Source organism: Demequina pilifera (assembly GCF_048814985.1).
Taxonomy (GTDB): Bacteria; Actinomycetota; Actinomycetes; order Actinomycetales; family Demequinaceae; genus Demequina.
The window spans coordinates 248,541-270,789 of the sequence record NZ_JBMDTW010000004.1; the positions used below are offsets into that span (position 1 = coordinate 248,541).

The 22,249-nt window shown below is 71.5% G+C and carries 23 protein-coding genes; 4 read left to right on the forward strand and 19 right to left on the reverse strand.

Annotated features, from left to right (window positions below):
* The first annotated feature begins 124 nt into the window (after positions 1-124).
* Complete coding sequence (locus ACNI14_RS08970) at positions 125-964, forward strand: alpha/beta fold hydrolase (protein WP_420519659.1); 840 nt, start codon at positions 125-127, stop codon at positions 962-964.
* Here ACNI14_RS08970 and ACNI14_RS08975 read toward each other — a convergent pair.
* The gene (locus tag ACNI14_RS08975; RefSeq protein ID WP_420519660.1) at positions 961-1,308 is read right to left on the reverse strand and encodes an ArsR/SmtB family transcription factor; all 348 of its coding nucleotides are present in this window, start codon (positions 1,306-1,308) and stop codon (positions 961-963) included. The two genes, ACNI14_RS08970 and ACNI14_RS08975, sit on opposite strands and share 4 nt — an antisense overlap.
* A 74-nt stretch (positions 1,309-1,382) precedes the next feature.
* On the opposite strand from ACNI14_RS08975, the gene ACNI14_RS08980 reads away from it, so the two are divergent.
* The 3 genes from ACNI14_RS08980 (at position 1,383) to ACNI14_RS08990 (ending at position 3,342) form a co-directional block, all read left to right on the forward strand.
* Entirely contained in the window at positions 1,383-1,787 is a 405-nt protein-coding gene (locus ACNI14_RS08980) for an arsenate reductase ArsC (RefSeq protein ID WP_420519661.1), read from the forward strand.
* The gene (gene arsB, locus ACNI14_RS08985) at positions 1,784-2,881 is read left to right on the forward strand and encodes an ACR3 family arsenite efflux transporter (protein ID WP_420519662.1); all 1,098 of its coding nucleotides are present in this window, start codon (positions 1,784-1,786) and stop codon (positions 2,879-2,881) included. The genes ACNI14_RS08980 and arsB overlap by 4 nt, the downstream gene beginning before the upstream one ends.
* A 125-nt stretch (positions 2,882-3,006) precedes the next feature.
* Positions 3,007-3,342 (forward strand): RNA polymerase-binding protein RbpA, encoded by a 336-nt coding sequence (locus tag ACNI14_RS08990; RefSeq protein ID WP_419391923.1) that lies wholly within the window; start codon positions 3,007-3,009, stop codon positions 3,340-3,342.
* A gap of 17 nt (positions 3,343-3,359) precedes the next feature.
* Here ACNI14_RS08990 and ACNI14_RS08995 read toward each other — a convergent pair whose 3' ends face one another.
* The 18 genes from ACNI14_RS08995 to ACNI14_RS09080 all read right to left on the reverse strand — a co-directional run bounded on the left by ACNI14_RS08995 (position 3,360) and on the right by ACNI14_RS09080 (position 22,242).
* A complete protein-coding gene (locus ACNI14_RS08995) occupies positions 3,360-4,094 on the reverse strand; it encodes a polyprenol monophosphomannose synthase (protein ID WP_420519663.1) in 735 nt (244 codons plus the stop codon).
* Positions 4,088-5,620, reverse strand: coding sequence for an apolipoprotein N-acyltransferase (gene lnt / locus ACNI14_RS09000; RefSeq protein WP_420519664.1), 1,533 nt, complete (start codon positions 5,618-5,620; stop codon positions 4,088-4,090). The genes ACNI14_RS08995 and lnt overlap by 7 nt, the downstream gene beginning before the upstream one ends.
* A 161-nt stretch (positions 5,621-5,781) precedes the next feature.
* The gene (locus ACNI14_RS09005) at positions 5,782-8,529 is read right to left on the reverse strand and encodes a DEAD/DEAH box helicase (protein ID WP_420519665.1); all 2,748 of its coding nucleotides are present in this window, start codon (positions 8,527-8,529) and stop codon (positions 5,782-5,784) included.
* Entirely contained in the window at positions 8,526-9,503 is a 978-nt protein-coding gene (locus ACNI14_RS09010; protein ID WP_420519666.1) for a diacylglycerol/lipid kinase family protein, read from the reverse strand. Before ACNI14_RS09010 ends, ACNI14_RS09005 begins: the two co-directional genes overlap by 4 nt.
* A complete protein-coding gene (gene tatC / locus ACNI14_RS09015) occupies positions 9,500-10,306 on the reverse strand; it encodes a twin-arginine translocase subunit TatC (RefSeq protein ID WP_420519667.1) in 807 nt (268 codons plus the stop codon). The genes ACNI14_RS09010 and tatC overlap by 4 nt, the downstream gene beginning before the upstream one ends.
* A complete protein-coding gene (gene tatA / locus ACNI14_RS09020; protein ID WP_420519668.1) occupies positions 10,293-10,583 on the reverse strand; it encodes a Sec-independent protein translocase subunit TatA in 291 nt (96 codons plus the stop codon). Before tatA ends, tatC begins: the two co-directional genes overlap by 14 nt.
* Positions 10,584-10,634: 51 nt before the next feature.
* Positions 10,635-11,558, reverse strand: coding sequence for a helix-turn-helix transcriptional regulator (locus ACNI14_RS09025; protein WP_420519669.1), 924 nt, complete (start codon positions 11,556-11,558; stop codon positions 10,635-10,637).
* Positions 11,551-12,630, reverse strand: coding sequence for a helix-turn-helix transcriptional regulator (locus ACNI14_RS09030; RefSeq protein ID WP_420519670.1), 1,080 nt, complete (start codon positions 12,628-12,630; stop codon positions 11,551-11,553). Before ACNI14_RS09030 ends, ACNI14_RS09025 begins: the two co-directional genes overlap by 8 nt.
* Positions 12,631-13,473 carry an ATP phosphoribosyltransferase gene (gene hisG, locus ACNI14_RS09035; protein WP_420519671.1) on the reverse strand — a complete coding sequence of 281 codons (843 nt, stop codon included), beginning with the start codon at positions 13,471-13,473 and terminating at the stop codon, positions 12,631-12,633. It abuts the gene before it with no gap.
* Positions 13,474-13,498: 25 nt separating this feature from the next.
* The gene (locus ACNI14_RS09040) at positions 13,499-13,762 is read right to left on the reverse strand and encodes a phosphoribosyl-ATP diphosphatase (protein WP_062133724.1); all 264 of its coding nucleotides are present in this window, start codon (positions 13,760-13,762) and stop codon (positions 13,499-13,501) included.
* 59 nt (positions 13,763-13,821) lie between these two features.
* Complete coding sequence (gene ribH, locus ACNI14_RS09045; RefSeq protein WP_420519672.1) at positions 13,822-14,289, reverse strand: 6,7-dimethyl-8-ribityllumazine synthase; 468 nt, start codon at positions 14,287-14,289, stop codon at positions 13,822-13,824.
* Positions 14,286-15,527, reverse strand: a complete 1,242-nt coding sequence (gene ribA / locus ACNI14_RS09050) for a GTP cyclohydrolase II (RefSeq protein ID WP_420519673.1) — start codon at positions 15,525-15,527, stop codon at positions 14,286-14,288. The genes ribH and ribA overlap by 4 nt, the downstream gene beginning before the upstream one ends.
* A complete protein-coding gene (locus ACNI14_RS09055; protein WP_420519674.1) occupies positions 15,524-16,132 on the reverse strand; it encodes a riboflavin synthase in 609 nt (202 codons plus the stop codon). The genes ribA and ACNI14_RS09055 overlap by 4 nt, the downstream gene beginning before the upstream one ends.
* Positions 16,132-17,160 carry a bifunctional diaminohydroxyphosphoribosylaminopyrimidine deaminase/5-amino-6-(5-phosphoribosylamino)uracil reductase RibD gene (gene ribD / locus ACNI14_RS09060; RefSeq protein WP_420519675.1) on the reverse strand — a complete coding sequence of 343 codons (1,029 nt, stop codon included), beginning with the start codon at positions 17,158-17,160 and terminating at the stop codon, positions 16,132-16,134. Before ribD ends, ACNI14_RS09055 begins: the two co-directional genes overlap by 1 nt.
* Positions 17,157-17,822 (reverse strand): ribulose-phosphate 3-epimerase, encoded by a 666-nt coding sequence (rpe, locus tag ACNI14_RS09065; RefSeq protein WP_420519676.1) that lies wholly within the window; start codon positions 17,820-17,822, stop codon positions 17,157-17,159. The genes ribD and rpe overlap by 4 nt, the downstream gene beginning before the upstream one ends.
* A gap of 95 nt (positions 17,823-17,917) precedes the next feature.
* Positions 17,918-19,261: an RsmB/NOP family class I SAM-dependent RNA methyltransferase gene (locus ACNI14_RS09070; RefSeq protein ID WP_420519677.1), complete on the reverse strand. Its 1,344-nt coding sequence runs from the start codon at positions 19,259-19,261 to the stop codon at positions 17,918-17,920.
* Positions 19,258-20,190, reverse strand: coding sequence for a methionyl-tRNA formyltransferase (fmt, locus tag ACNI14_RS09075; RefSeq protein ID WP_420519678.1), 933 nt, complete (start codon positions 20,188-20,190; stop codon positions 19,258-19,260). Before fmt ends, ACNI14_RS09070 begins: the two co-directional genes overlap by 4 nt.
* 117 nt (positions 20,191-20,307) lie before the next feature.
* Complete coding sequence (locus tag ACNI14_RS09080; RefSeq protein ID WP_420519679.1) at positions 20,308-22,242, reverse strand: primosomal protein N' family DNA-binding protein; 1,935 nt, start codon at positions 22,240-22,242, stop codon at positions 20,308-20,310.
* Positions 22,243-22,249: the final 7 nt, after the last annotated feature.

Here is a 22,249-nt window from a genome sequence, read left to right on the forward strand (position 1 = left end):
CGCAGCGGCTCTGTGACCGCCGCACGCCTAGCGCTCATACTTGAACATTCAACTATGCTATCACCGGCGTGCCGCGCGCCCCGCTCCCCCGGCACGCACCCTTCAAGGTGGCTAGGCTCCGATCATGGGCGACGGCACTCGCATCGTGACGGCCTCGGACGGCCGGCGACTGTGCGTGCGCGACGCCGGCAGCTTCGGATCCGACTCGCCGCTGACGCTGTTCTGGCATCACGGCACGCCGGGCCTGGGACTGCCGCCGCAGCCGCTGCTCGCGCTCGCCGATCAGCTCGGACTGCGCTTGATCGGCCACGACCGCCCGGGCTACGGCGGCTCCGACCGCCTCGCCGGTCGCCTCATCGGTCACGCGGCAGCAGACGTGGCCGACATCGCCGATGCTCTGGGCATCACTCGCTACGCCGTCATGGGCTATTCGGGCGGCGGTCCGCACGCGCTGGCCTGCGCCGCGGCCGACCCTCGCGTGGTCGGGGCGATCGTCGTCGCGGGACTGGCGCCGCGAAGCGCCGACGGCCTCGATTGGTATGCCGACATGATCGCCTCGGGCCGGCACGTGCTCAGCGCGGCCGAGCACGGCGAAGAGGCGCGCCGCCTGGCCGAGCACGACGGCTACGACCCGGAGTTCAACGCACGGGACCTCGAGGCGCTCGACGGCCCCTGGAGCTGGCTGGGCGACATCGCGGGAGCATTCACGGCTGACGACCTCGACGGCGCGATCGACGACGACCTGTCCTATGTGCGCGACTGGGACGTGGACCTTGACGCCATCGGGGCAGCCACCCTCGTCATCCACGGCACGGAGGATCGAATCGCTCCCGTGAGCCACGGGACATGGGTCGCCGAGCGGATCGGCGCCCAGTTGTGGAAGCGAGGGGGCGACGGCCACGTGTCGGCGGTTCAGGCGCTGCCCGAGGCGCTGCGCTGGCTTCGGGACACTGTGCCCGCCTAGGGACGCGCCGCGAGCCCCCCGATCGCGGCCGCGAGGCCCGCGACCTCCGCATCGGCCAATCGGAAGAAGGCCCAGGTGCCGCGCTTGTCGCGGACGGTGAGGCCCGCGTCCGTCAGCTGGCGAAGGTGATGCGACACGGTGGGTTGGCTGAGCCCCAACGGCCCCTCGAGGTCGCACGCGCACACCGACCCGTTGGCCGCCAGGATCTGCACGATCCGCATGCGGGTGGGGTCCCCCAGCACCTTCACCTTGGCGGCGAGCGGCCCCAGATCCTCCGTCGGCACGGTCAGCTCGGTGCCGGGCATGCACACCCCGTCGGCGAGCAGGTTCTCCCCTACTGTCATGGTCCCGACGATAGTTCACCTCATCGACATCTGTCGATATTGACTTCCATCTATGGGTGCGACAGCCTGGACCCATGAGCGAAAGCAAGCCCTCCGTCATCTTCGTGTGCGTCCACAACGCCGGCCGGTCGCAGATGGCCGCCGGATACATGACCCACCTCAGCCAGGGCCGCGTCGAGGTGCGCTCCGCCGGCTCGATGCCCGCGGACCAGATCAACCCCGCTGCCGTCGAGGCCATGCTCGAGGAGGGCATCGACATCCGTGCCGAGCAGCCCAAGGTCCTCACCCCTGAGGCGGTCGAGGCGTCCGATGCGGTCATCACCATGGGCTGCGGCGACGCATGCCCGTACTACCCGGGCAAGAGGTACGAGGACTGGAAGCTCGAGGACCCGGCCGGCCAGGGAGTGGAGGCCGTGCGGCCGATCCGTGATGACATCCGCGGCCGCGTCGAGGCGCTGCTCGCCGAGTTGGGCGCATGACCACACTCGAGGTCAGGCCGGCACGGCTGTCCTCGCTCGACCGATTGCTGCCGCTGTGGATCGGCGTGGCGATGGTCGCGGGACTGCTGCTCGGTCGCATGGTGCCTGCGGTAGGTGAGTTGCTCGCGCGCATGGAGATCGGCGGCATCTCGCTGCCGATCGCGTTGGGTCTGCTGGTGATGATGTACCCGGTGCTGGCCAAGGTTCGTTACGACAAGGTCGCTGCTGTCACGGGCGACAAGCGCCTGCTGGCGTCCTCGCTGGTGCTGAACTGGATCGCCGGGCCGGCGCTGATGTTCGCGCTCGCATGGATCTTCCTGCCCGACCTGCCGGAGTTCCGCACCGGCCTGATCATCGTGGGGCTCGCCCGGTGCATCGCGATGGTAGTCATCTGGAACGACCTCGCGTGTGGGGATCGCGAGGCAGCCGCCGTGCTCGTGGCCATCAACTCGGTCTTCCAGGTCGTTGCGTTCTCGGTGCTCGGATGGTTCTACCTCGCGGTACTGCCCGGGTGGCTGGGCCTCGATACCCAGGGCCTGGACGTGTCGATGGGTGAGATCGCCGTCAATGTGCTGATCTTCCTCGGCGTGCCACTGGTGGCCGGCTTTGCATCCCGCATGATCGGCGAGCGCACCCGCGGGCGCGACTGGTACGAGACGAACTTCGTTCCCGCCGTGGGGCCATGGGCGCTGTACGGCTTGCTGTTCACGATCGTGCTGCTGTTCGCGCTGCAGGGCGAAGCCGTCACCTCGAACCCGTTCGATGTGGTCCGCATAGCACTACCGCTGCTGGTGTACTTCGCCGTCATGTGGTTCGTAGGGCTAGCGCTTGGCCGCGGGCTCGGACTTGGCTACGCCCGGTCGACGACCCTCGCGTTCACCGCTGCCGGCAACAACTTCGAGCTGGCCATCGCCGTATCCATCGGCACCTTCGGCGCGGCCTCCGGAGAGGCGCTCGCGGGAGTGGTGGGCCCCCTCATCGAGGTCCCCGTGCTCGTGGGACTGGTCTACGTGTCGCTGTGGCTAGGGCGGCGCTGGTTCCACGTCCCGGCCTCGGAGCTCAACCGTCGGGAACCCTCGACCACGTCCAGCTGACGGACCGCCACCATCCAGGACCGGCCTTCTCACCACTGGTAAGGCAAAGGCGGGAACATCGTCGGTGACAGGGACGTTCCATCCTCGCAGGCACCACCCCAGTCTGCGACGAGAGGGAGGCTGACATGGCTGATCGAGCATTGCGTGGAATGCGTCTGGGAACCCAGAGCATGGAGACTCCGGCGAACGCGGAACTCGCGGACCGGAAAGACGTTCACTACGACTGCCCGAACGGGCATATTCTGACATTCCCCTTCTCGACTGAGGCGGATGTGCCGCTGTCGTGGGAGTGCCACTGCGGCGCACTCGCACTCCTGCGCGACGGAGACCGCTCCGAGGTCAAGGACCAGAAGGTGGCGCGCAGCCACTGGGACATGCTGCTCGAGCGCCGCTCGATCCCCGAGCTCGAAGAGCTGCTCGACGAGCGCCTCGAACTCCTGCGGGCGGGCCGCATCGGCTGATTCCAGCCCCGAGACCTCTACTTGGAGAACGCGCGGCGCACATGCGCCGCGCGTTCTTTCATTCCCCACACGGTCACCTTCACGAGTGCCTCGCGAATGATCTCCCCCGACATCTTCGACGCTCCGTGCTCCCGCTCGACGAACACGATGGGCACCTCGACCACGGCGCCCCCGGACCGGATCACGCGCCACGCCATGTCGACCTGGAAGCAGTAGCCCTGGGACTCGACGGCCTCCAGGTCCAGCGCCCGCAGGGCCGATGCGCGGTACGCCCGGAATCCGGCCGTCGCGTCGCGTACGGGGATCGCGAGCATCCATCGAACGTAGGTGTTCGCACCGGTGGACAGCAGGCGCCGATGCGCGGGCCAGTTCTCGACGGCTCCGCCGGGCACCCAGCGTGATCCGATGGCGAGGTCCCACTCCCCCGGCGCGTCCAGCACGCGGGCCAAGTCCTCGGCCCGATGGGAGCCGTCCGCGTCCATCTCCACGAGCACGTCGTAGCCGCGCTCGAGGCCCCAGGCGAAGCCCGCGCGATACGCGGCCCCCAGGCCCTGCTTGCCCGGCCGGTGGAGCACGTGCATCTGGGGGTCCTCAAGTGCGCGGGACGCCGCCCACTCCCCCGTGCCGTCCGGTGAGGCGTCGTCGACCACGAGGATGTCCACGTCCGGCCGTTCGCGGCGCACGCCGTCGACCTGCAGTGGCAGGGACTCGCGCTCGTTGAAGGTGGGGATGATGACGAGCGTGGTCACCATTCGTACCTCTGACCCAGCCTCCGCGTGATCGCGGTGCCGACCAGGGCGAGCGCGCCCAGCAGCGGCGCCCACGCCCAGATCAGCCGGAACCGCACGGCCGGGGTGATGCCGTCGCGCAGCGGCAGCTCCGCGTGCATCTGCTCGGCGGTGAACAGGCCGGTCTCCTCAAGGATGCGTCCTCGGGGGTCGATGATCGCGCTCACGCCGACGGTGGACGCCTGCACGGTGGCGCGCCCAGTCTCGATCGCCCGCAGGCGCGACATCGCGAGCTGTTGAGTGGACTCGGCTGTCTCGCCGAATGAGGCGTTGTTGGTGGGCACCAGGAGCACCTCGGCGCCGTCCGCGACGGCGTCCGCGACGATCCGGTCGTAGGCCACCTCGAAGCAGATCACGGCGCCGAGCGTCACGGTGCGCCCCAGCTCGGTCACGGGCAGGTCGATCGTCGCCGAGTTCTCGCCCGCGAGCACGTCGTGCCGCACGCGGTCGACCTCAGGCGAGAACTTGCGGGCGATGTCGCGGATGGGGATGTACTCGGCGAACGGCGCGGGCCGCTGCTTGTTGTACGAATCCATCACGGCGCCTTCCGTCGACCACAGCAGCATCGAGTTGTAGCGGCCCTCGGGCGGCGAGTAGTCGTTGGTGCCCAGCAGCAGTGGCGCCCCTGCGGCCTGCGCCGCCTCGGTGACGAGCGCACTCGACTCCTCGTCGGTGCGCGGGTCGTAGTCCGAGGAGTTCTCCGGCCACAGCAGCAGGTCAAGGGTGCCCGGGTCGTCCTCCATCAGAGCCAGCGTGCCGTCCCGGTGATTGCGCGTCACCTCCCGGGCCTGGGCGAACGCGTCGAGGCCCGCGTTCGGCACGTTGCCCTGCACCACCCCCACGCGCAGCGTGCCGGTGGTCGCCTGGCCGTCCAGCGGCACGAACAGCCCGCTGCCCACCACCACGACGGCGGCCAGCGGGGCCGCGACCGCGACGAGGAGCCGGCGCTTGAGCATCGACTCGGCCGCGGCGCCCAGCAGCGCGCCCGCCAGCGCGGCCGCGAAGGTCGTGAGTGGCGCGCCGCCGATCCACGCGAGATTGGAGACCGTGGAGTCGAGTTGAGAGAACGCGACCCGGCCCCAGGGGAAGCCGCCGAACGGCACCATGGACCTCAGGCCCTCCATGCCGGTCCACAGCAGTGCGAAGGCCAGCACGCCGATCCACGGGTTGGCGCGTGTGATGCCGGAGCGGTGAACGTGAACCCAGCCGGCCCCGAAGAGGCCGTAGAAGGCGCCGGAGGCGACGGACAGCGCGACCCACGGGATCGGGCCCACCGCCTCGTGCGCCCACCACACGTGCGGGAGCATGAACGCGGTGCCGAACGCCCATCCGTAGAAGAACCCGCCCCACGCGTTCGCTCGCGCGAGGCTCAGCCACAGCACGCCCAGGGCGACGTAGGCCAGCGGCCACCAGCCGAGGTCGGGGAACGAGGCGGCCAGGGCGAGACCACCCAGCACCGCGAGACTGAGGCGAAGGGCTTTTCCGTGCACGCACCCAGCCTAGGCTCGCGCGGAGGCCCGCCCGCACATCGGCGCACCGGTCGCGTTCGCGCAGCGCTGATTCACGCCGCGCTGGTTCAGGCAGCGCTGGGTGGGGCAGTGCTGGGTGGGGCAGTGCTGGGTGGGGCCGCTCGGGATCTGGCAGCGCTGGTTCAGTAGGCGACTACGCCGCGACGCATCGCGTCGATGGCCGTGCGGGCGCGGCCGCGCAGCTCGCTCGACGGCGCGGACTGCGCCACCTGGTCGAGCACGTCGATGACCTGCTTGCACCAGCGCACCATGTCGCCCGGAGCGATGTCGGTGTCCTGGAGCACCTGGTCGAGCCCCTTGCCCTGCGCCCAGCCGTGGATGGGGCCCACGATCCCCCAGTGGGGCGCCGGCAGCTCCGGCAGGCCTCGCTCGGTCTGCAGGTCGTCGATGACGGACCAGATGCGCTGAGTGTCCGCGAGCACGTGGCCGAGCACCCCGCGGGATCCGCCGGGGACGCGGGGCGTGCGAGTGTCGTCCTCACGCCTCCCGCGGTAGAGCAGGGATGACACCGTCGCGGCGAGGGCGGGCGGGTGCAGCCGGTCCCACGCGCCGGAGCGCAGGCACTCCGCCATCACCAGGTCGTTCTCTGAGTACAGGGTGCGCAGGCTCGTGCCGGCCGGGGTGACGGTGGTGTCCTCGCCCTTGCCCTCGAGATAGCCGAGCTCGCGCAGCACGTCGCAGCGCTTGTCGAACACCCGGGCGATGGAGCCGGTGGCGCGCGAGATCTCGCCCACCACCCGGTCGCGGTCGCGCTTGGCCCGGAAGTGCCGCTCCGCCCAGCGCGCGTGCTCCTCGCGGTCCGGGCAGCCGTGGCACGGGTGGCTCTGGAGCTCCCTGCGCAGCTGCGCTATCTGATCCTCCTCGCCCGAGGGGGCCCGCTCGCGACGGTTCGACGGCATCTCGAAGGTGTTCTTCGCGGAGTCGATGACCTGGGCCAGCTCCTTGCGCTGGCGAGGATCGCGGTCGTCGTGCTTGGCCGGCACCTTGATGCGGCCCACCTGCTCGAGACCGTGGTGCAGGTCCGCCACCGCCAGCCGGAACGAGCGGCCGAGCGAGGACACGACGGTGGGCCGCGGCGCGGCCTCGTCGTCGTCGGGACGCACCACCACCGCGAGTCCCGCGCGCTTGCCGCCGCCGATGCGCACCACGTCGCCGCGGCCGAGTCCCGCCAGCATGGACGCGGTGGCCTCGCGCCGCTTGCGTGACACGGCCTTCGAGGCGCCCTTCTGGAGCCGGTTCAGCCGCTCGCGCATGGCCGCGTACTCCATGAAGTCGCCCTTGTCGCACGCGGTGGCCTCGCGCAGGCCCTCGATGGCCTGGTCCAGCTCGCGCGCCTTGCGGGCCTTGCCCACCACGGACTGGTCCGCCTGATACTGCGCGAACGACAGCTCGAGCAGCTCCCTGGCCTGGTGCACTCCGGACTGCCCCACCAGGTTGATGGTCATGTTGTAGCTGGGCTGGAACGAGCTGATGAGCGGGTAGGTGCGCTTGGACGCGAGCCTGCCGAGCTGAGCGGCGTCGAAGCCGGGGTGCTCGACCACGACGGCGTGGCCCTCGATGTCGATGCCGCGCCTGCCGGCCCGGCCGGTGAGCTGCGTGTATTCACCCGCCGTGAGGTCCTGATGTCCCTCGCCGTTCCACTTGACTAGCTTTTCGAGCACCACGGAGCGGGCGGGCATGTTGACGCCGAGAGCGAGGGTCTCGGTGGCGTAGACCACCTTGATGAGGCCGGCCGCGAACAACGTCTCGACGACCTCCTTGAACAGCGGGATCATGCCGGCGTGGTGGGCCGCGACGCCGGCCTCGAGGTTGTCCCGCCACCGCAGGTAGCCCAGCGCGCCCAAGTCCTCCGTGGGCAGCCCCTCGCAGCGCTCCTCGACGATCCGGGCGATCTCGGCGCGCTCCTCGTCGGTCGTCAGCGCGATGCCGGCGCCTCGCACCTGGTCGACGGCGTCCTCGCAGCCTGCGCGAGAGAACACGAACACGATCGCCGGCAGCAGGCCGTTGCGGTCCATGACGTCGACCACCGCGAATCGAGGCGGGGCACGGCGGCCCTGGGGGCGCCTGCCGCCGCGGGTGGGTCGGCGCGGGCCGCGGCCGCCGCGGAAGCCCTGCTCCTCGTGGCGCTGGCGCTTGGAGATCGCCTCGAGCTCGGGGTTGAGCCGGGGGTTGGGGCCCGGGGCGAGCGGGTCCACGCCCGGCGCATAGAGGTCGAAGATGCCCTCGCGCACCAGCACGTGGGGCCACAGCGGCACCGGCCGCCGCTCGGACACGATCACCCGGGTGTCGCCGCGGACCTCGGTGAGCCACGCGCCGAACTCCTCGGCGTTGGAGACCGTGGCGGACAGCGAGACGATCGCCGTGCGCGCCGCGAGGTGCACGATGACCTCTTCCCACACCGAGCCGCGGTAGCGGTCAGCGAGATAGTGGACCTCGTCGAGCACCACAGTGCCCAGGGTGTCGAGGGTGCGCGAGTCCGCGTAGATCATGTTCCTCAGCACCTCGGTGGTCATGACGACCACCTGCGCCTCGGAGTTGATGGAGGTGTCGCCCGTCAGCAGGCCCACGTTGGCCTCGCCGTACACGGCCTTGAGCTCGAGGAACTTCTGGTTGCTGAGCGCCTTGATGGGCGTGGTGTAGAACGCCTTCTCGCCGCGCTCGTAGGCGTGCCGCACGGCGTACTCGCCGACGATGGTCTTGCCCGCTCCCGTAGGCGCGGCGACCAGCACCGAGTGGCCCTCGGCCACCGCCTGGCAGGCCTCGCGCTGGAAGTCGTCGAGCGGAAAGGCCAGGCTCTGCTCGAAGTCGGTCAGGTCGCGATAGCGGGACCGAGCCTTCGCGGCGGCGAAGCGCTCCGCAGGAGAGCTCATGCCTTCAGGCTATCTGCCTTCCCGCCGAGCACGCGCAACGCTCCTGCCACCACGCGCACGTCGAGAGGAGCGGGGCCGATCAGCTCCCCGTCCGCGAAGGCGGGCGGCAGCGGCGCGCCGTTCACCTGGGACGGCGCGCCTTCGGCGCTCGCCAGAGCGGACACAGCGCCGATGCGCACGCGCCTGGCCTGCACCACGCGCACCCGGGCGTCCGCCAGGTGCGAACCGTCGTTGAGCTTGGGGAAGAGCGTGGCGATGGCCAGCGGGCCCATCGGATCCGCGACGACGAGCTCGAGCAGCCCGTCCACGAGCGACGAGTCGGGCGAGATCACCAGTCCCCCGCCGAACACAGGTCCGTTCGCGACGGCCACCAGGGTGCAGCGCTGATCCCAGCGCTCGCCGTCGACCTCGAGGCTCACGCCGTACGGCTTGAAGCGCGGCACCTCGCGCAGCGTCGCGATCTTGTACTTGAGGGGGCCGCGCGGGAAGGTCAGCTGATTGGCGTACGCGGCGATCGCGGCGTCGATGCCGGCGGACAGCACGGCGCCGAAGTAGCGCCGGCCCTTGCGCTCGGCGACGCCAGCGCCGTCGACCCGGCCCAGGTCCACGCGCACCACATCTCCCTCGAGGCCGCGCTCGATCGCCGCCACGGATGCGGGGATGTCGTACACGGGCAGCCCGAGCGACAGTGCGACGTCGTTGCCCGATCCGGCGGCCACGATGCCGAGCGGCAGCCGGGTCTCGGCGCAGGCCTGGATCCCCAAGTGCGCCATGCCGTCGCCGCCCACCACGATCAGGGCGTCCAGGTCGCGGTGACGCTCGCGAGCATGATCGAGCGATGCGGACCACGAGCCCATCGACAGATCGCGCACGCGGTGGCCGCGGGCGGCGAGCAGCGACAGCGTCTCGGCCGCGGATCTCGCTCCCCTGCCCGACCCCGATGTCGGATTGGAGATCACGCCGACGGTGGTCATGACTCGATGTCACGCCCCGTCTGTCCGGCGAGGCGCGCCTCCTTCTTGGCGGCCGTGCGCTCGCGTAGCAGGCCGATGCCGACGGCACCGAAGTACAGCAGACACAGCGGGACGGCCATGAACATCATCGTCACGACGTCGGGGGTGGGCGTCAGCACGGCGGAGGCGACGAAGATCAGCAGCACCGCCCATCGCCAGCCCTTCAGCCACGTACGAGCCTTGACCACGCGCGCCCACGTGAGCGCGACCATCACGACCGGGAACACGAACGCGATGCCGAACACCAGCACGAGCCGCATCGCGAAGGAGATGAACAGCTGGGCGTCCAGGAAGTTCGAGGCCAGCTCGGGGGTGAAGCCGATGAGGATGTCGACGGCTCGGGGGTAGACCCACCACGCCAGCGCCACCCCGGCGAAGAACAGCGGTACCGCGGTGCCGAGGAAGCCGAACGCGTAGCGCTTCTCCCCCGCCTTCAATCCAGGGCCCACGAATGCCCACAGTTGGTACAGCCACCACGGCGCGGACACCACGACGCCGAGCACCAGCGACACCTTGATCTGCATGTCGAGGGCGGTGGCGATGCCCGCGAAGTTCACCGACACCGCCGCACCGTCGCGGTCCGCGGCGGCGATGACGGGCTCCTGCAGAGCCTCGAAGACGGGAGTGTAGAAGAACCAGCCGGCCACTGCTCCGACGGCCACGCCGAGGGTGGCCAGGATCAGGCGGGTGCGGAACTCCTTCAGGTGCGCGCTGAGCGGCATGCGCGCACGGGCATCCCGCCTGCGCGCTTTAGCGCGTGCCACGCCCGTCGTTGTCGGGGAGGTCGACGGTGCTGTCGGGGACGGGGGCGTCACCGGCCTGCTGCGCCTGCTCCGCGCCTGTTTGAGGCGCTGTGTCGGCCTTGGGATCCTCCCCGGACTTCTCGGACTTCTCGGACTTGTCGTCGTCGGCCAGCGAGCGGGTCTCGTCCTTGAGAATTCGCATCGACTTGCCGAGGCTGCGCGCCAGTTCAGGGAGCTTGGGGGCGCCGAACAGCAGCACGACGATCAGCGCAATGATGATGATCTCGCGGGGACCCATGAATGCCTCCTGTATCGGGTGCGGACACCACGGTTGTGCGGATGGTTCAGTCTAGACGGAGTGCGCGGCCGCCACGGCATGGGCGTGGGCCGCCACGGCCTCGCGCAGCGCGGCCGGCTCGACGCTCACCAGGTCGGGCGCGACGGAGAGCAGCCGTCCCGCCGCCCAGTCGACGTCCGCGACGCCGAACCGTGCGGTCGCGGTGTCGCCATCATCCTCGATCTCCACCCCCGCGAGGTCCTCGAAGGCCCACCGCGCGCCGCGGCGCAGCACCACCGAAGCGTCGAACTGCGGGGCGAGGGCGAAGCCCCGCTCCTCGCTGGGCGGGTGGGTCACCATGACGTCGGTGAGGCTTACGGAGGCGACACGTCCGAGCCGCAGCGTGCGGTGATCGTCGGCCTTGAGGCAGAAGCACTCGACGTAGCCCACGCCGTCGATCGCCACCAGCCGGTGCGGCTCGATGACGCGCACGCTGCGGCGATCCTGAGCGTCGATGTAGTCGAGGCTCACCGCCCGGCCCTCGCTGATGCCGCGTTCGAGGATCGCGGTGACGCCCGCATCGGCCTCAGGAGCGCCGTCGAGCACGCGCACCGGCTCGCCGCCGCCATAGGCCTCTCGCAGCCTGGCGAGGACGTCGTCGGCTCCCGCGGGGGCCGTGCCCGCCGCGACCAGGGTGGCGAGCGCGCCGATGAGCGCCACGGCCTCGCGGCCGGACAGCTTGACCTGCGAGACGCCCTGGGAGGCCACGAGCGTGGCGACGCCCTCGTCCAGGTCGTCGAAGTCGAACTCGATGCACTCGTCGGGAAGGTACGGCGGGATTCCGCTCGTGGTGAGGGCCCACAGGTCGCGCTCGATGCGCTCGACGCTGACGCCGAAGTGCTCGGCAAGCACCGGGAACCCCGTGGAACCGTGCGCCTCGAGGTAGGCGATCATTCCCAGCAGCCGGACCAGCCGGTCGCGCGAGGTGTCAGCCACGGGCCACCTCCAGGGCGGCGTTCGCGTGCGCGAGCACGGACTCTCGGAGCGACTCGGGCTCGATCACCCGGGCCGCGCCGCGCAGCGCGAGCACCTCGGAGCGCAGCAGGTCCTCGTGGCGGTACGGCACCCGGACCAGGTCCCAGCCGTCGGCGGCATCAGCCGAAGCGGTGTCGGTCGACACGTGGCCGGCCGATGGGGGGCCCGAGGACCCCGTCGCGGCCACGCTGGACCCGGAACCCGAGTGGCCGGATTCTGCGCTCACCGGCTCGCCGCGCCGGCGCAGCGCGTGGCCGGTCTCGGGGCGCAGCGCGATGATCGCGCTGCGCGTGGCCGAGTGGTCGTCCAGGTCGCCGAGCGGGAGGGTGTCGGGGCGGTCGAAGGCCTCGACCTCGCCCACGGTGCGGACCCGGCCGGAGATGCGGCCCACGCGGAACGTGCGCTGCGCCTTGCGGTCGAGATCCCAGCCCACCAGGTACTCGACTCCGGAGCGCATCACGATTCCCCACGGCTGGACCGTGCGGCGGGCGGTCTCGGAGCTCGCGGAGGCGTAGTCGAATCGCACGGCCTGCCGGTCCACGATCGCCTCCGCCAGCGCGGCCGTCGCGTCCTGTCCCGCGGAGGTCGACATGCCCCCGTACGGGAGCGCGTCGGAGTCGCCGTGCTCGATCGCGGAGACCACCTTGGCGTAGCCCATGCGGGCGTCCTCCGCCAAGGAGGAGCCCTGCCAGTACTCCACGGCGAGGGCCAGAATCGCGGCATCCCGAACGGTGAGGTCGAGGTCGGGCAGGGAGGCGTCCCCATCGATGCGATAGCCGAGGTCGTCGTGGTGCAGCGAGTCCGTGACGGTGCGCAGCGGCAGCCCCATGCGGCGCAGCTCGTCCTTGTCGCGCTCGAACATGCGCTGGAACGAGACGTCGGCACGCTCGCGCTCCTCTGCGGACACGCCCTTGGGGACGGGCTCGTACCCGTCCACGCGGGCCCGGATCTCCTCGCGCGTGAGCCGCCGGCGCGTCGCGCTCAGGGCGAGCATGAGGTTGAGCCGGCGCTGCTCGGCGGAGATCTCGGACATCTACACCCGCACCGCCAGCAGCTCGGTGGTCAGGATGGCCCGCGCGCCCGCGGCGTACAGCCGGTCCATGATCTGGTTCATCTCGGAGCGGGGCACCATCACCCGCACCGCGTGCCAGTCCTTGCCGTGCAGCGGCGTCACCGTGGGGGCCTCGAAGCCCGGGGTGACGTCGACGGCCTCGTCCAGGCGGTCGTTCGGCACGTCGTAGTCCACCAGCACGAACTGGCGCGCCATCAGCACGCCGCGCAGGCGGCCGGTCAGCACCGCGAGCTCGTCGTCGGAGACGTCGGGTCCCTTGATGAGGATGGCCTCGGACTTGAGGATCGGCTCGCCGAAGATCTCGAGCCCCGCGGCCTTCAAGGTCGTGCCCGTGGAGACCACGTCCGCCACGACGTCGGCGACGCCGAGGCGCACCGAGGACTCCACGGCGCCGTCCAGGCGGACCACGTTCGCCTCGACGCCGAAGGACTTGAGGTGGTGCTTGACGAGGCGCGGGTAGCTGGTCGCCACGCGCTTGCCGGCGATGCCCTCGATGCTCGCGACCGCATCGGCCGGAGCCGCGTAGCGGAAGGTCGAGCCGCCGAAGCCGAGCTCGAGGTGCTCGGTCGCGGGAGCGCCCGAGTCGAGCAGCAGGTCGCGGCCCGTGATGCCCGCGTGCACGGTGCCGGAACCCACGTACACCGCGACGTCCCGCGGGCGCAGGAAGAAGAACTCGACCTCGTTGCGCGCGTCCACGAGCACGAGCTCGCGGGGGTCGCGACGCTGCTTGTAGCCCGCCTCGCGCAGCAGCTGCGCGGCGGGTTCGGACAGGGATCCCTTGTTGGGGACGGCGATGCGGAGCACGACTCTCCTCGGGTGGTGGTGGTCGTTACAGGTAGCGGTAGACGTCGGCGGGGGTGAGCCCCTTCGCGATCATCATCACCTGCGCGTGATAGAGCAGCTGAGAGATCTCCTCGGCGGTCTCCTCGTCGGACTGGAACTCCGCGGCCATCCAGGACTCCGCGGCCTCCTCGACGAGCTTCTTGCCGATCGCATGGACGCCCTTGTCGAGCAGAGCGACGGTGCCGGAGCCCTCGGGGCGCTCCTCGGCGCGCGCGGACAGTTCCTCATAGAGTTCGTCGAACGTCTTCACGTGACCAGCCTAGGGCAGACGGGCGGCCTCACGGCCCCCGGCCGATGCGGGGGCTCGCCTCAGGCGAGGTCGCGAAGGATCAGTGCGGTCGACAGGGCAGCCTCGACGGACTCGGCCCCCTTGTCCTCCTTCGAGCCCTCGAGGCCGGCGCGATCCAATGCGTGCTGCACCTCATCGACCGTCAGGACCCCAAAGCCGATCGGCACGGCATGAGCGCGCGCCACCTCGGTGAGCCCCATGGTCACGGACTCGCACACGTACTCGAAGTGCGGCGTCTCGCCCTTCACGACGACGCCGAGCGCCACGACCGCGTCGGCCCCCTGGCGTGCGAGATGCTCCGCCACGACGGTGAGCTCGAAGGCTCCCGCCACGCGGGTGACGCGATACGAGGCGCCGCTCTTCTCCGCCGCGCGCACGGCACCCGCGACGAGTCCGTCCATCACGTCCGTGTGCCACTGGCTCGCGACGATCTCGACCGTCAGACCCGTGCCGTCGATGTCGATCTTCGGTGCGCCGTCGCCGCTCATGAGTTGTCTCCCAACAGGTGGCCCATGCGTTCGATCTTGGTGCGCAGATACTCCGCGTTCTCGGGGTGCTCGCCGAAGTGGTGCGGGATCCGCTCCGCGACGTTGATGCCGGAGGCGCGCATGGCCTCGACCTTCGCCGGGTTGTTCGTCATGAGCCGCACCTCGTCGAGCCCGAGATCCTGCAGGATCGCCGCGGCGGCGCCGTACTCGCGCCGGTCCACCGGGAACCCGAGGTCCGTGTTGGCATCGACCGTGTCGCGGCCCTGATCCTGCAGCGCGTAGGCCTGGATCTTGCCGAGGATGCCGATGCCGCGCCCCTCGTGACCGCGCAGGTAGACGACCGCGCCGCCCTCGTTCGCCACGCGCTCGATCGCAGCGTCGAGCTGAGGACCGCAGTCGCAGCGCTGGGACCCGAAGGCGTCCCCCGTCAGGCACTCGGAGTGCACACGCACGAAGGGCAGCGTGCCGGGAGGCACGGGCGCGGTGAGCGCCACGTGCTCGTCGCCGGTGCGGGCATCGCGGTACGCCTTGACCGTGACCACGCCATGGCGGGTGGGCAGCCGGGCATCGCCCGATGCCGTGACGCGGTGGGGTGCGGGCTCGATCGGCGGCGGCTGGTCGTCCTTGCGACGCCGGTACTCGATCAGGTCCGCGATGGTCATGAACACGAGGTCCTCGCGCTCGGCGACCTCGGTCGCGTCCCCGGTGCGCATCATGGTGCCGTCGTCGTTCACCAGCTCCGCGATCACGCCCACCGGCTCGAGGCCCGCCAGGCGGCACAGGTCGACGGCCGCCTCGGTGTGACCGGGACGGTGCAGCACTCCCCCGGCGACCGCGCGCAGCGGCAGCACGTGGCCGGGGCGGATCACGTCGTCGGTGCAGGCCTCGGGATTCGCGAGCACCTGCAGGGTGCGGTGCCGGTCCGCGGCGGAGATTCCCGTGGTGACCCCCACCGCCGCGTCCACGGACACGGTGTACGCCGTGCGCCGCGGGTCCTGGCTGTTGGGGACCATGAGCGGCAGATTCAGGGCGTCGGCGCGCGGCCCTGGCATGGGCGCGCACAGGTAGCCGCTGGAGTGGCGGATGCCCCACGCGACCCACTCGACCGTGGTGGTCTGCGCGGACATGATGAAGTCGGCCTCATTCTCGCGGTGGCGCGAATCCGCGACCAGCACCGGCTTACCCGCCCGCAGGTCCGCGAGGGCACGGTCCACCAGCGCGACGACGTCCTCGCTCATGAGCGGGCCGCCAGCATCGACTCCACGTATTTGCCCATCACGTCGACCTCGACGTTCACGCTGTCGCCGACGCTCAGATCGCCAAGGGTGGTGTCCGCAAGGGTGGTCGGGATGAGCGACACGGTGGCGCGGTCGCCGTCGAGCGCCGCGACGGTCAGCGACACCCCGTTGAGGGCGATCGAGCCCTTGGGAACCACGTAGCGCACCAGGTCCGCGGGGAGTGCGAAGGTGAAGTCGTCCCATTCGGACTGCGAATCGCGGGCGACCAGTTCGGCGGCGCCGTCGACGTGGCCCTGCATGATGTGCCCGCCCAGGCGGCCGTCGGCGCGCAGTGCGCGCTCGAGGTTGACGCGGCGCCCGGCGGCGACGTCTCCCAGGGTGGTCGTGTCGCGCGTGACGCGCATGACGTCCGCGAGCCACGCGCCGGTCCGACCGGTGCCGTCGCCGTGCTCCGCCACGGTCAGGCACACGCCGTCGACCGCGATGGACTCGCCATGCTGAAGGTCGGAGCCGAATCCGGCGGACTCGATCGTCAGGCGCGAGCGCGTGCCTTCGTCGACGACGTCCACCACGGTTCCGACCGCCTCCACAATTCCGGTGAACATCAGAATCCTCTCGAGAGATGGGCGGTGACAAGGATATCCGCACCCAATAGTTGAAAGTTCACGTCCTGCCCCCTCAACGCGTCCGCCATCGTCTCGATTCCCAGGCCCTCGACCACGCTCGGTCCCGCGCCCAGCAGCGCCGGGGCGATGTACGCGTTGACCTCGTCCACGAGGCCTTCGCGCAGGAACGCGGACAGCACGGTGGGACCGCCCTCGACCACCACCGTCCGCACCTCGCGCTCCCACAGCGCGGCGAGCGTGTCGCGCGGGTCGTGAGACGCCACCGCGAGGGCGTGGAGATCGCGCCACACTCGCCTGCCGGCGGTGTCCGTGCGGCCGATCACCACGCGCAGCGGCTGGTGTTCCGATTCCTCGCCGCCGGGCCGCGCAGACAGCTGCGGGTCGTCGGCGAGCACCGTGCCGGTGCCGACAGCGATCGCGTCCACCTGGGCGCGCACTGCGTGAGCGTGCTCGCGCGCCTGCGGCCCAGTGATCCAGAACGAGGTGCCGTCGGCGGCCGCCATTCGGCCGTCGAGGGTCGCGGCCCACTTGGCGATGACGTAGGGCCGGCCGGCCCGCATCGCCGTCAGCCACCGATGAGTGAGCGCCGTGGCACCCTCGTGCGGAGCGTGGATCGCCGGGATGCCGCGCGACGTGAGCACGTCCGCTCCCCCGCTGGATGCCTGGCCGGGGTCGGCGACCGCATAGGTCACGGCCGCCACGCCCGCCTCGGTGAGCGCATCCACGCATGGTCCGGTGCGACCGGTGTGCGAGCAGGGCTCCAAGGTGACCACCGCCGTGCCACCGGTGATGTCCGTCCCGCGGGCCCGAGCATCGGCGATGGCCGCGACCTCCGCGTGGGCGGTGCCGGCACCGCGGTGCCAGCCCTCGCCAAGCACGGCTCCGTCGGCATTGAGGATCACGCAGCCGACGCGCGGGTTGGGTCCGTGCGCGGGTCCCAGCGCCGCAAGGTCGACAGCGCGGTCCATCGCCTGCGCGATGGTGAGTGCAGCGTCGGCGTCGCTCATGCGGGCCGCGCGCGGGCGGCGAGATCGCGCAGCGCGGAGATCTCCGCTTCTCTGTCGTCCGCGCCGAAGACCGCGGAGCCGGCCACGAACACGTCGCAGCCCGCCGCGGCGATGTCCTCGATCGTGTCGCGGGACACGCCGCCGTCCGACTGCAACCACAGGTCATGGCCGGCGGCCTCGGCGGCCGCGCGCAGCGCCGTGAACTTGGGCAACATCTCGGGCATGAAGGACTGCCCGCCGAAGCCGGGCTCGACCGTCATGACCAGCACCATGTCGAACTCGCGCAAGTGATCCAAGACCACATCCACGTCGGTGCCCGGCTTGAGCGCGACCGATGCGCGCGCGCCCAGTGCCCGCAGGTCCTTCGCGATCGCCACGGGGTCCTTCGCGGCCTCGTAGTGGAACGTCACCGAGGTGGCGCCGGCCTCCGCGTACTTGGGCGCCCAGTGATCGGGGTCCTCGATCATCAGGTGAGCGTCGACGGGCATGGGCGACACCTGCGCGATGCGCTCGAGCACCGGCAGGCCGAGTGTCAGGTTGGGGACGAAGTGTGCGTCCATGACGTCCACGTGCAGCCAGTCGGCGTTCGCGACTGAGGCGATGTCACGCTCCAGGTTCGCGAAGTCGGCGGCCAGGATGGACGGAGAGATCTGAATGCCCATGCGTCGAGCCTAGCGCCGTGGCGGGACTCCCGAGGCTCGCCGGTGATGAGCGCGGTCCAGGCCGTCTGATCCGGCGGCCGAAGCGGACTGTGTGCTCAGGAGGGACGCTCGAGCAGCGCGACGAACATCGCGTCGGTGCCGTGGGCGTGCGGCCACATCTGAACGTGGGGGCCCGTGCCCCAGTCCGAGGGTTCGGTGCCGGTGAGCGTCGCGACGGCTGCGCGGGCGTCGATCTGGCGCAGCGTGGAGCCGGCGACGACGTCGCGGGTCTCCGCGACCACGGGCGAGCACGTGATGTAGGCGAGGAGGCCGCCCGGGGCGAGCAGGCGCTCGGCGCTCGCGAGCAGCTCGCGCTGCAGCGTCACCAGCTCGGTGAGGTCCTCGGGCCCGCGCCGCCAGCGCGACTCGGGGCGACGGCGCAGGGCGCCGATCCCTGAGCACGGCGCATCCAGCACGATGCGCTGGTATGCGCCGTCCTGTCCCCACCCGCGGGCGTCGCCCACGTGGACGCTGACTGCGCCCTCGGGGACGGCGCGCACCGAGTTCTTGACCAGACCCGCCCGATGCGGGTGCAGTTCGAGCGCGTCGAGGTGGGTACCGCTCTGGGCGGCGATGGCGCCGAGCAGCGCGGCCTTGCCGCCTGGGCCCGCGCACATGTCCAGCCAGCGCTCGCCCGCGACGACGTCCCGTGCCGTCGCGAGGGCGCCGGCGGCGACCTGGCTGCCCTCGTCCTGGACTGCGGCACGGCCCTCGGCCACGGACGCGAGGTCGCCGGGCCGGCCCGAGGCCAAGCCGACGGCCCACGGCGACCAGCGCCCGGGCTCGCCCCCGGTTTCGCGGGCCAGTTCATCGCGGTCGGCGAGGCCGGGCCGTGCGGCGAGGGTGACGCGCGCGGCGGTGTTGTCGGCCTCGAGCAGCGCACCGATCTCGCCCGCGCGCCCGTCCGCGGCGAGTGACTTCTCGAGCTCGGCGACGACCCACTCGGGGTGAGAGAACCGGATCGCCGCGGACGCCCGCGAGGTGCCGGGGGCGACGACGGCGAGCCACGCATCGGCCGTCTTCTCGGTGACGCGACGCATGATGGCATTGGCGAACTTCGCTGCGCCCTGGCCGCGCTCGCGGCGCACAGTGTCGACGGTCTCGGACACCGCGGCGTGCGGGGGGACGCGCATCGCCAGCACCTGATGCGCGCCGATCCACAGCGCGGCACGAACCTCGGGGTCGAGCGACTCGGGGTCGCGCTTGGAGGCCTTGCCGATGATCGCGTCGTACAGCCCCCGCATGCGCAGCGCGCCATAGGCGAGCTCGGTCGCGAAGGCGGCGTCGCGGCCGTCCAGCCGCGCCTGGTCGATGAGCCCGGGCATCACCAGGTTCGCGTAGGCGTCGTCATCGGTCACCGCCATTACGCAGCGGTAGGCGACGTCGCGCGCGGCGCTCATGCGTCACCCAGCACGGCGGTCTCGCCCAGCCGGGCGCCGCGCCACCATGCGGCGGCGTCGACCTGGCCCTTGCCCGCGGGCTGCACCCAGCCGAGGGCCACCGGGTTGCCCCCGGTGCCGACCGTCACGACCCCGTCGTGGAGCGCGACCTGGCCGGGGACGGTGGTCGGCAGGTTCGCACGCTCCCGCACGGGCCCGAGCTTCATGGCGGAGCCGTCGGGCAGCGTGGTCCATGCGCCGGGCGCAGGAGTGCAGCCGCGGATCTGGCGGTCGACGACGTGGGCGGGCCGGTCCCAGCGCACATACGCGTCCTCTCTCGACAGCTTCGCGGCGTGACTCACGCCGTCCTCGACCTGCGGGATGGGGGCCGCGTCGCCGGCGCCGAGCGCCTCGATCGCCTGGACCAGCAACGGGGCGCCCGCGTCTGCGAGGCGTTCGAGCAGCGTGCCGGTGGTGTCGTTGAACCGGATCCTCTCGGACATGGTGCCGATGACGGGGCCGGTGTCCATGCCCTCGTCGAGCAGGAAGGCGCTGGCCCCGGTGATCTCGTCGCCGGCCATGATGGCGCGCTGGACCGGCGCCGCTCCGCGCCAGGCGGGCAGCAGCGAGAAATGCAGGTTGACCCAGCCGAGTCGAGTCGCGTCGAGCAGGTCCCGTCGCAGGATCTGGCCGTAGGCGACGACGGCGGCGGCGTCCGCATCGAGTTCGGCAATCTGTGCCACGAAGTCGGGGTCGGAGGCCCGCGCGGGAGTCAGCACCGGCCAGCCGTGTTCCTCGGCGTATGCCTTGACCGGGGACGGGTGCAGATCGCGGCCGCGCTTGCCGCGCGCGTCGGGCTGGGTGACGACCGCGACGATCTCGTGGCGCTCGGCAAGGGCCCGGAGGCTGGGCACGGCGATGTCGGGGGTCCCGGCGAAGATCAGACGCATGGCATCCATCGTAGGGCGGCGAGATCGGGAGTCAGGCGCCGCCAATGGCCGCCCCATGGCGTGACTCAGTGGTGTGGATCAGCGGTGTGGATCAGCGGTGCGAGCCAGTGGAGTGACTCAGCGCGGCAGCTCGAGCGGACCGTCGACGCGCACGCGGAGCTCGCGCTTGGCCTTCGAGGCCTCCCGCTGCACCTCGCGGACGGCGTCGACCACGTCCTGGGCGCGCGAGCGGGGCACGAGCACTCCCGCTCCATCCGGCATGTCGATGACGGTGGTCGCTCCCGAGAAGTCGTCCACGGCGCCGGCGCGCAGCAGCGCCTCGTCCACGAGGTCGCGCTCGCCCTGCAGGATCACGTATCGCCGGTGGGGCGGCAGCCCGAGGGCGCTGCGTTCGCGGTACTCGTCCAGGGCCGCTTCGGCGGGAGACCAGGTCGACAGCGCCCGGCGCACCGCGGGTGGGACCTCGCCGACGATGGTGACGGCGCCCCCCTCGTGCCGGCCCCGCACCAGCGCGGCGGCGCCCAACCACCAGCGGATGGCCTTGAGCTCGCCGCCGAGCCCGGAACCCGCGGGCACGCCGGCATCGGTGACGACGAGGTGCCGGTACCCGCCCGCGACGGCGGGAATCGCGCCGGGGGTCGCGAGCACCACGCCCTCCGTCACCGTGTGGTCCTCCACCACTCCGGCCGATGCGGTCGAGACGGTGAGCGGCACGTCGCCGAGCATGCGCGCGAGCTGCTCGGCGATGCGGTCGGCGCCCTGGCGCACGTGCTTGAGGTGAGAGCCCTGGCATTCGGGACAGTGCCAGTCGGTCTGCGCGTGTCCGTGATCGAGGCACACGGGTGCGGCGTCGTGGCTCGGCAGGCCGAGGAGCGATCCGCACTCGCGGCACTCGGCCCACTGCTCGCACCGGGCGCAGGCTGCGGCGCGGACGTAGCCGGCGCGGGGCACCACGATCGCGACTGGGCCCTCCGCCACGGCCTTCCGCACGGCCCGCCACACGCTGCCGGGCATCCAGTGCCAGCCGGCGCCGCCCTCGGCGTCTCTGCGCTCGGCCGTCAGCACGTCGACGGCGGGCACGCGGGCGCGAACCTCGTCGCGCGACGGCGCCTCGAGCCGGGCCCAGCCGTGCTCCACGAGTGCGACGGCATCCGCGCTCAGGGCGTATCCGCCGAGCACCATTCCGGCGCCGTCCTCGGCACGCATCGCGGCGATCGTGCGGGCGTGCGGGTACGGGGCGTGCAGGTCCTCAAGGCCGCCGTTCGCCTCGTCCCAGACGGCGATCACGCCGAGTTTCGGCACCGGCTGCATGGCGGCGGGCCGGGTGCCGATGACGATGCGGGCGTGGCCCCGCATGGCGGCGATGTAGCTGCCGAACCTCACGGCTGGACCATCGTCGTGGTCGAGGACCGCGACAGTGCCGCCGGACCGCGCGGTCCAGCGGGTGAGACCCAGTCGCTCGCATTCCGCGAGCAGGGCGCCGACGGCGCGCGCGTCGGGCGCCACGACGATGCTGGAGGCTCCCGTGGCGGCGGTGGCCACGGCCGTGGCGATCAGGCGGGCCGAGGCGACCGTGGTGCGTGGCTCATCGTCGGGAAGCGCCTCCCACACCACGCGCTCCCCTGGCGCGGCGAGCGGCTCGGCCGTGGTGCGCTTGGCGGCGGCCTGGTAGGCGTAGGTGAGCGACTCGGGCGGATCCGACCATTCGCGCTTCTCGACGGACGCCGCGCGCGGGGGCGCCATGAGCCGCAGGACGTCCCATAGGGACCCTCCGTAGCGGCGCGCGATCCGTTCGGCCAGGCCGAGTGCGGCCGGCGTGAAGCTGGCGATCGCGCTGGAGCTGCGGATCGCGCTCAGGTCGCCTTCGAAGGACGAGGTGCGCGCGAGACGGGTCACGACCGCGCTCACGAGCCGGCCCGCGAAGGGCACCCGGACGCGCGAGCCGACCGCGATCACATCAGCGAGCGACTCGGGTACGGAGTAGTCGAACGGGCGGTCCAGGTGCGGGAGCGGGCTGTCCAGCCGCACCGATGCGACCGCGGGGTTCTTCACGCGCACA

Excerpts from the sequence above, each read along its gene's own strand:
- ACNI14_RS08970 (WP_420519659.1), top strand. The coding sequence starts at position 125 with ATGGGCGACGGCACTCGCATCGTGACGGCCTCGGACGGCCGGCGACTG.
- ACNI14_RS08975 (WP_420519660.1), bottom strand. The coding sequence starts at position 1,308 with ATGACAGTAGGGGAGAACCTGCTCGCCGACGGGGTGTGCATGCCCGGC.
- ACNI14_RS08980 (WP_420519661.1), top strand. The coding sequence starts at position 1,383 with ATGAGCGAAAGCAAGCCCTCCGTCATCTTCGTGTGCGTCCACAACGCC.
- arsB (WP_420519662.1), top strand. The coding sequence starts at position 1,784 with ATGACCACACTCGAGGTCAGGCCGGCACGGCTGTCCTCGCTCGACCGA.
- ACNI14_RS08990 (WP_419391923.1), top strand. The coding sequence starts at position 3,007 with ATGGCTGATCGAGCATTGCGTGGAATGCGTCTGGGAACCCAGAGCATG.
- ACNI14_RS08995 (WP_420519663.1), bottom strand. The coding sequence starts at position 4,094 with ATGGTGACCACGCTCGTCATCATCCCCACCTTCAACGAGCGCGAGTCC.
- ACNI14_RS09005 (WP_420519665.1), bottom strand. The coding sequence starts at position 8,529 with ATGAGCTCTCCTGCGGAGCGCTTCGCCGCCGCGAAGGCTCGGTCCCGC.
- ACNI14_RS09010 (WP_420519666.1), bottom strand. The coding sequence starts at position 9,503 with ATGACCACCGTCGGCGTGATCTCCAATCCGACATCGGGGTCGGGCAGG.
- tatA (WP_420519668.1), bottom strand. The coding sequence starts at position 10,583 with ATGGGTCCCCGCGAGATCATCATCATTGCGCTGATCGTCGTGCTGCTG.
- ACNI14_RS09030 (WP_420519670.1), bottom strand. The coding sequence starts at position 12,630 with ATGTCCGAGATCTCCGCCGAGCAGCGCCGGCTCAACCTCATGCTCGCC.
- ribH (WP_420519672.1), bottom strand. The coding sequence starts at position 14,289 with ATGAGCGGCGACGGCGCACCGAAGATCGACATCGACGGCACGGGTCTG.
- ribA (WP_420519673.1), bottom strand. The coding sequence starts at position 15,527 with ATGAGCGAGGACGTCGTCGCGCTGGTGGACCGTGCCCTCGCGGACCTG.
- ACNI14_RS09055 (WP_420519674.1), bottom strand. The coding sequence starts at position 16,132 with ATGTTCACCGGAATTGTGGAGGCGGTCGGAACCGTGGTGGACGTCGTC.
- ribD (WP_420519675.1), bottom strand. The coding sequence starts at position 17,160 with ATGAGCGACGCCGACGCTGCACTCACCATCGCGCAGGCGATGGACCGC.
- rpe (WP_420519676.1), bottom strand. The coding sequence starts at position 17,822 with ATGGGCATTCAGATCTCTCCGTCCATCCTGGCCGCCGACTTCGCGAAC.
- ACNI14_RS09070 (WP_420519677.1), bottom strand. The coding sequence starts at position 19,261 with ATGAGCGCCGCGCGCGACGTCGCCTACCGCTGCGTAATGGCGGTGACC.
- fmt (WP_420519678.1), bottom strand. The coding sequence starts at position 20,190 with ATGCGTCTGATCTTCGCCGGGACCCCCGACATCGCCGTGCCCAGCCTC.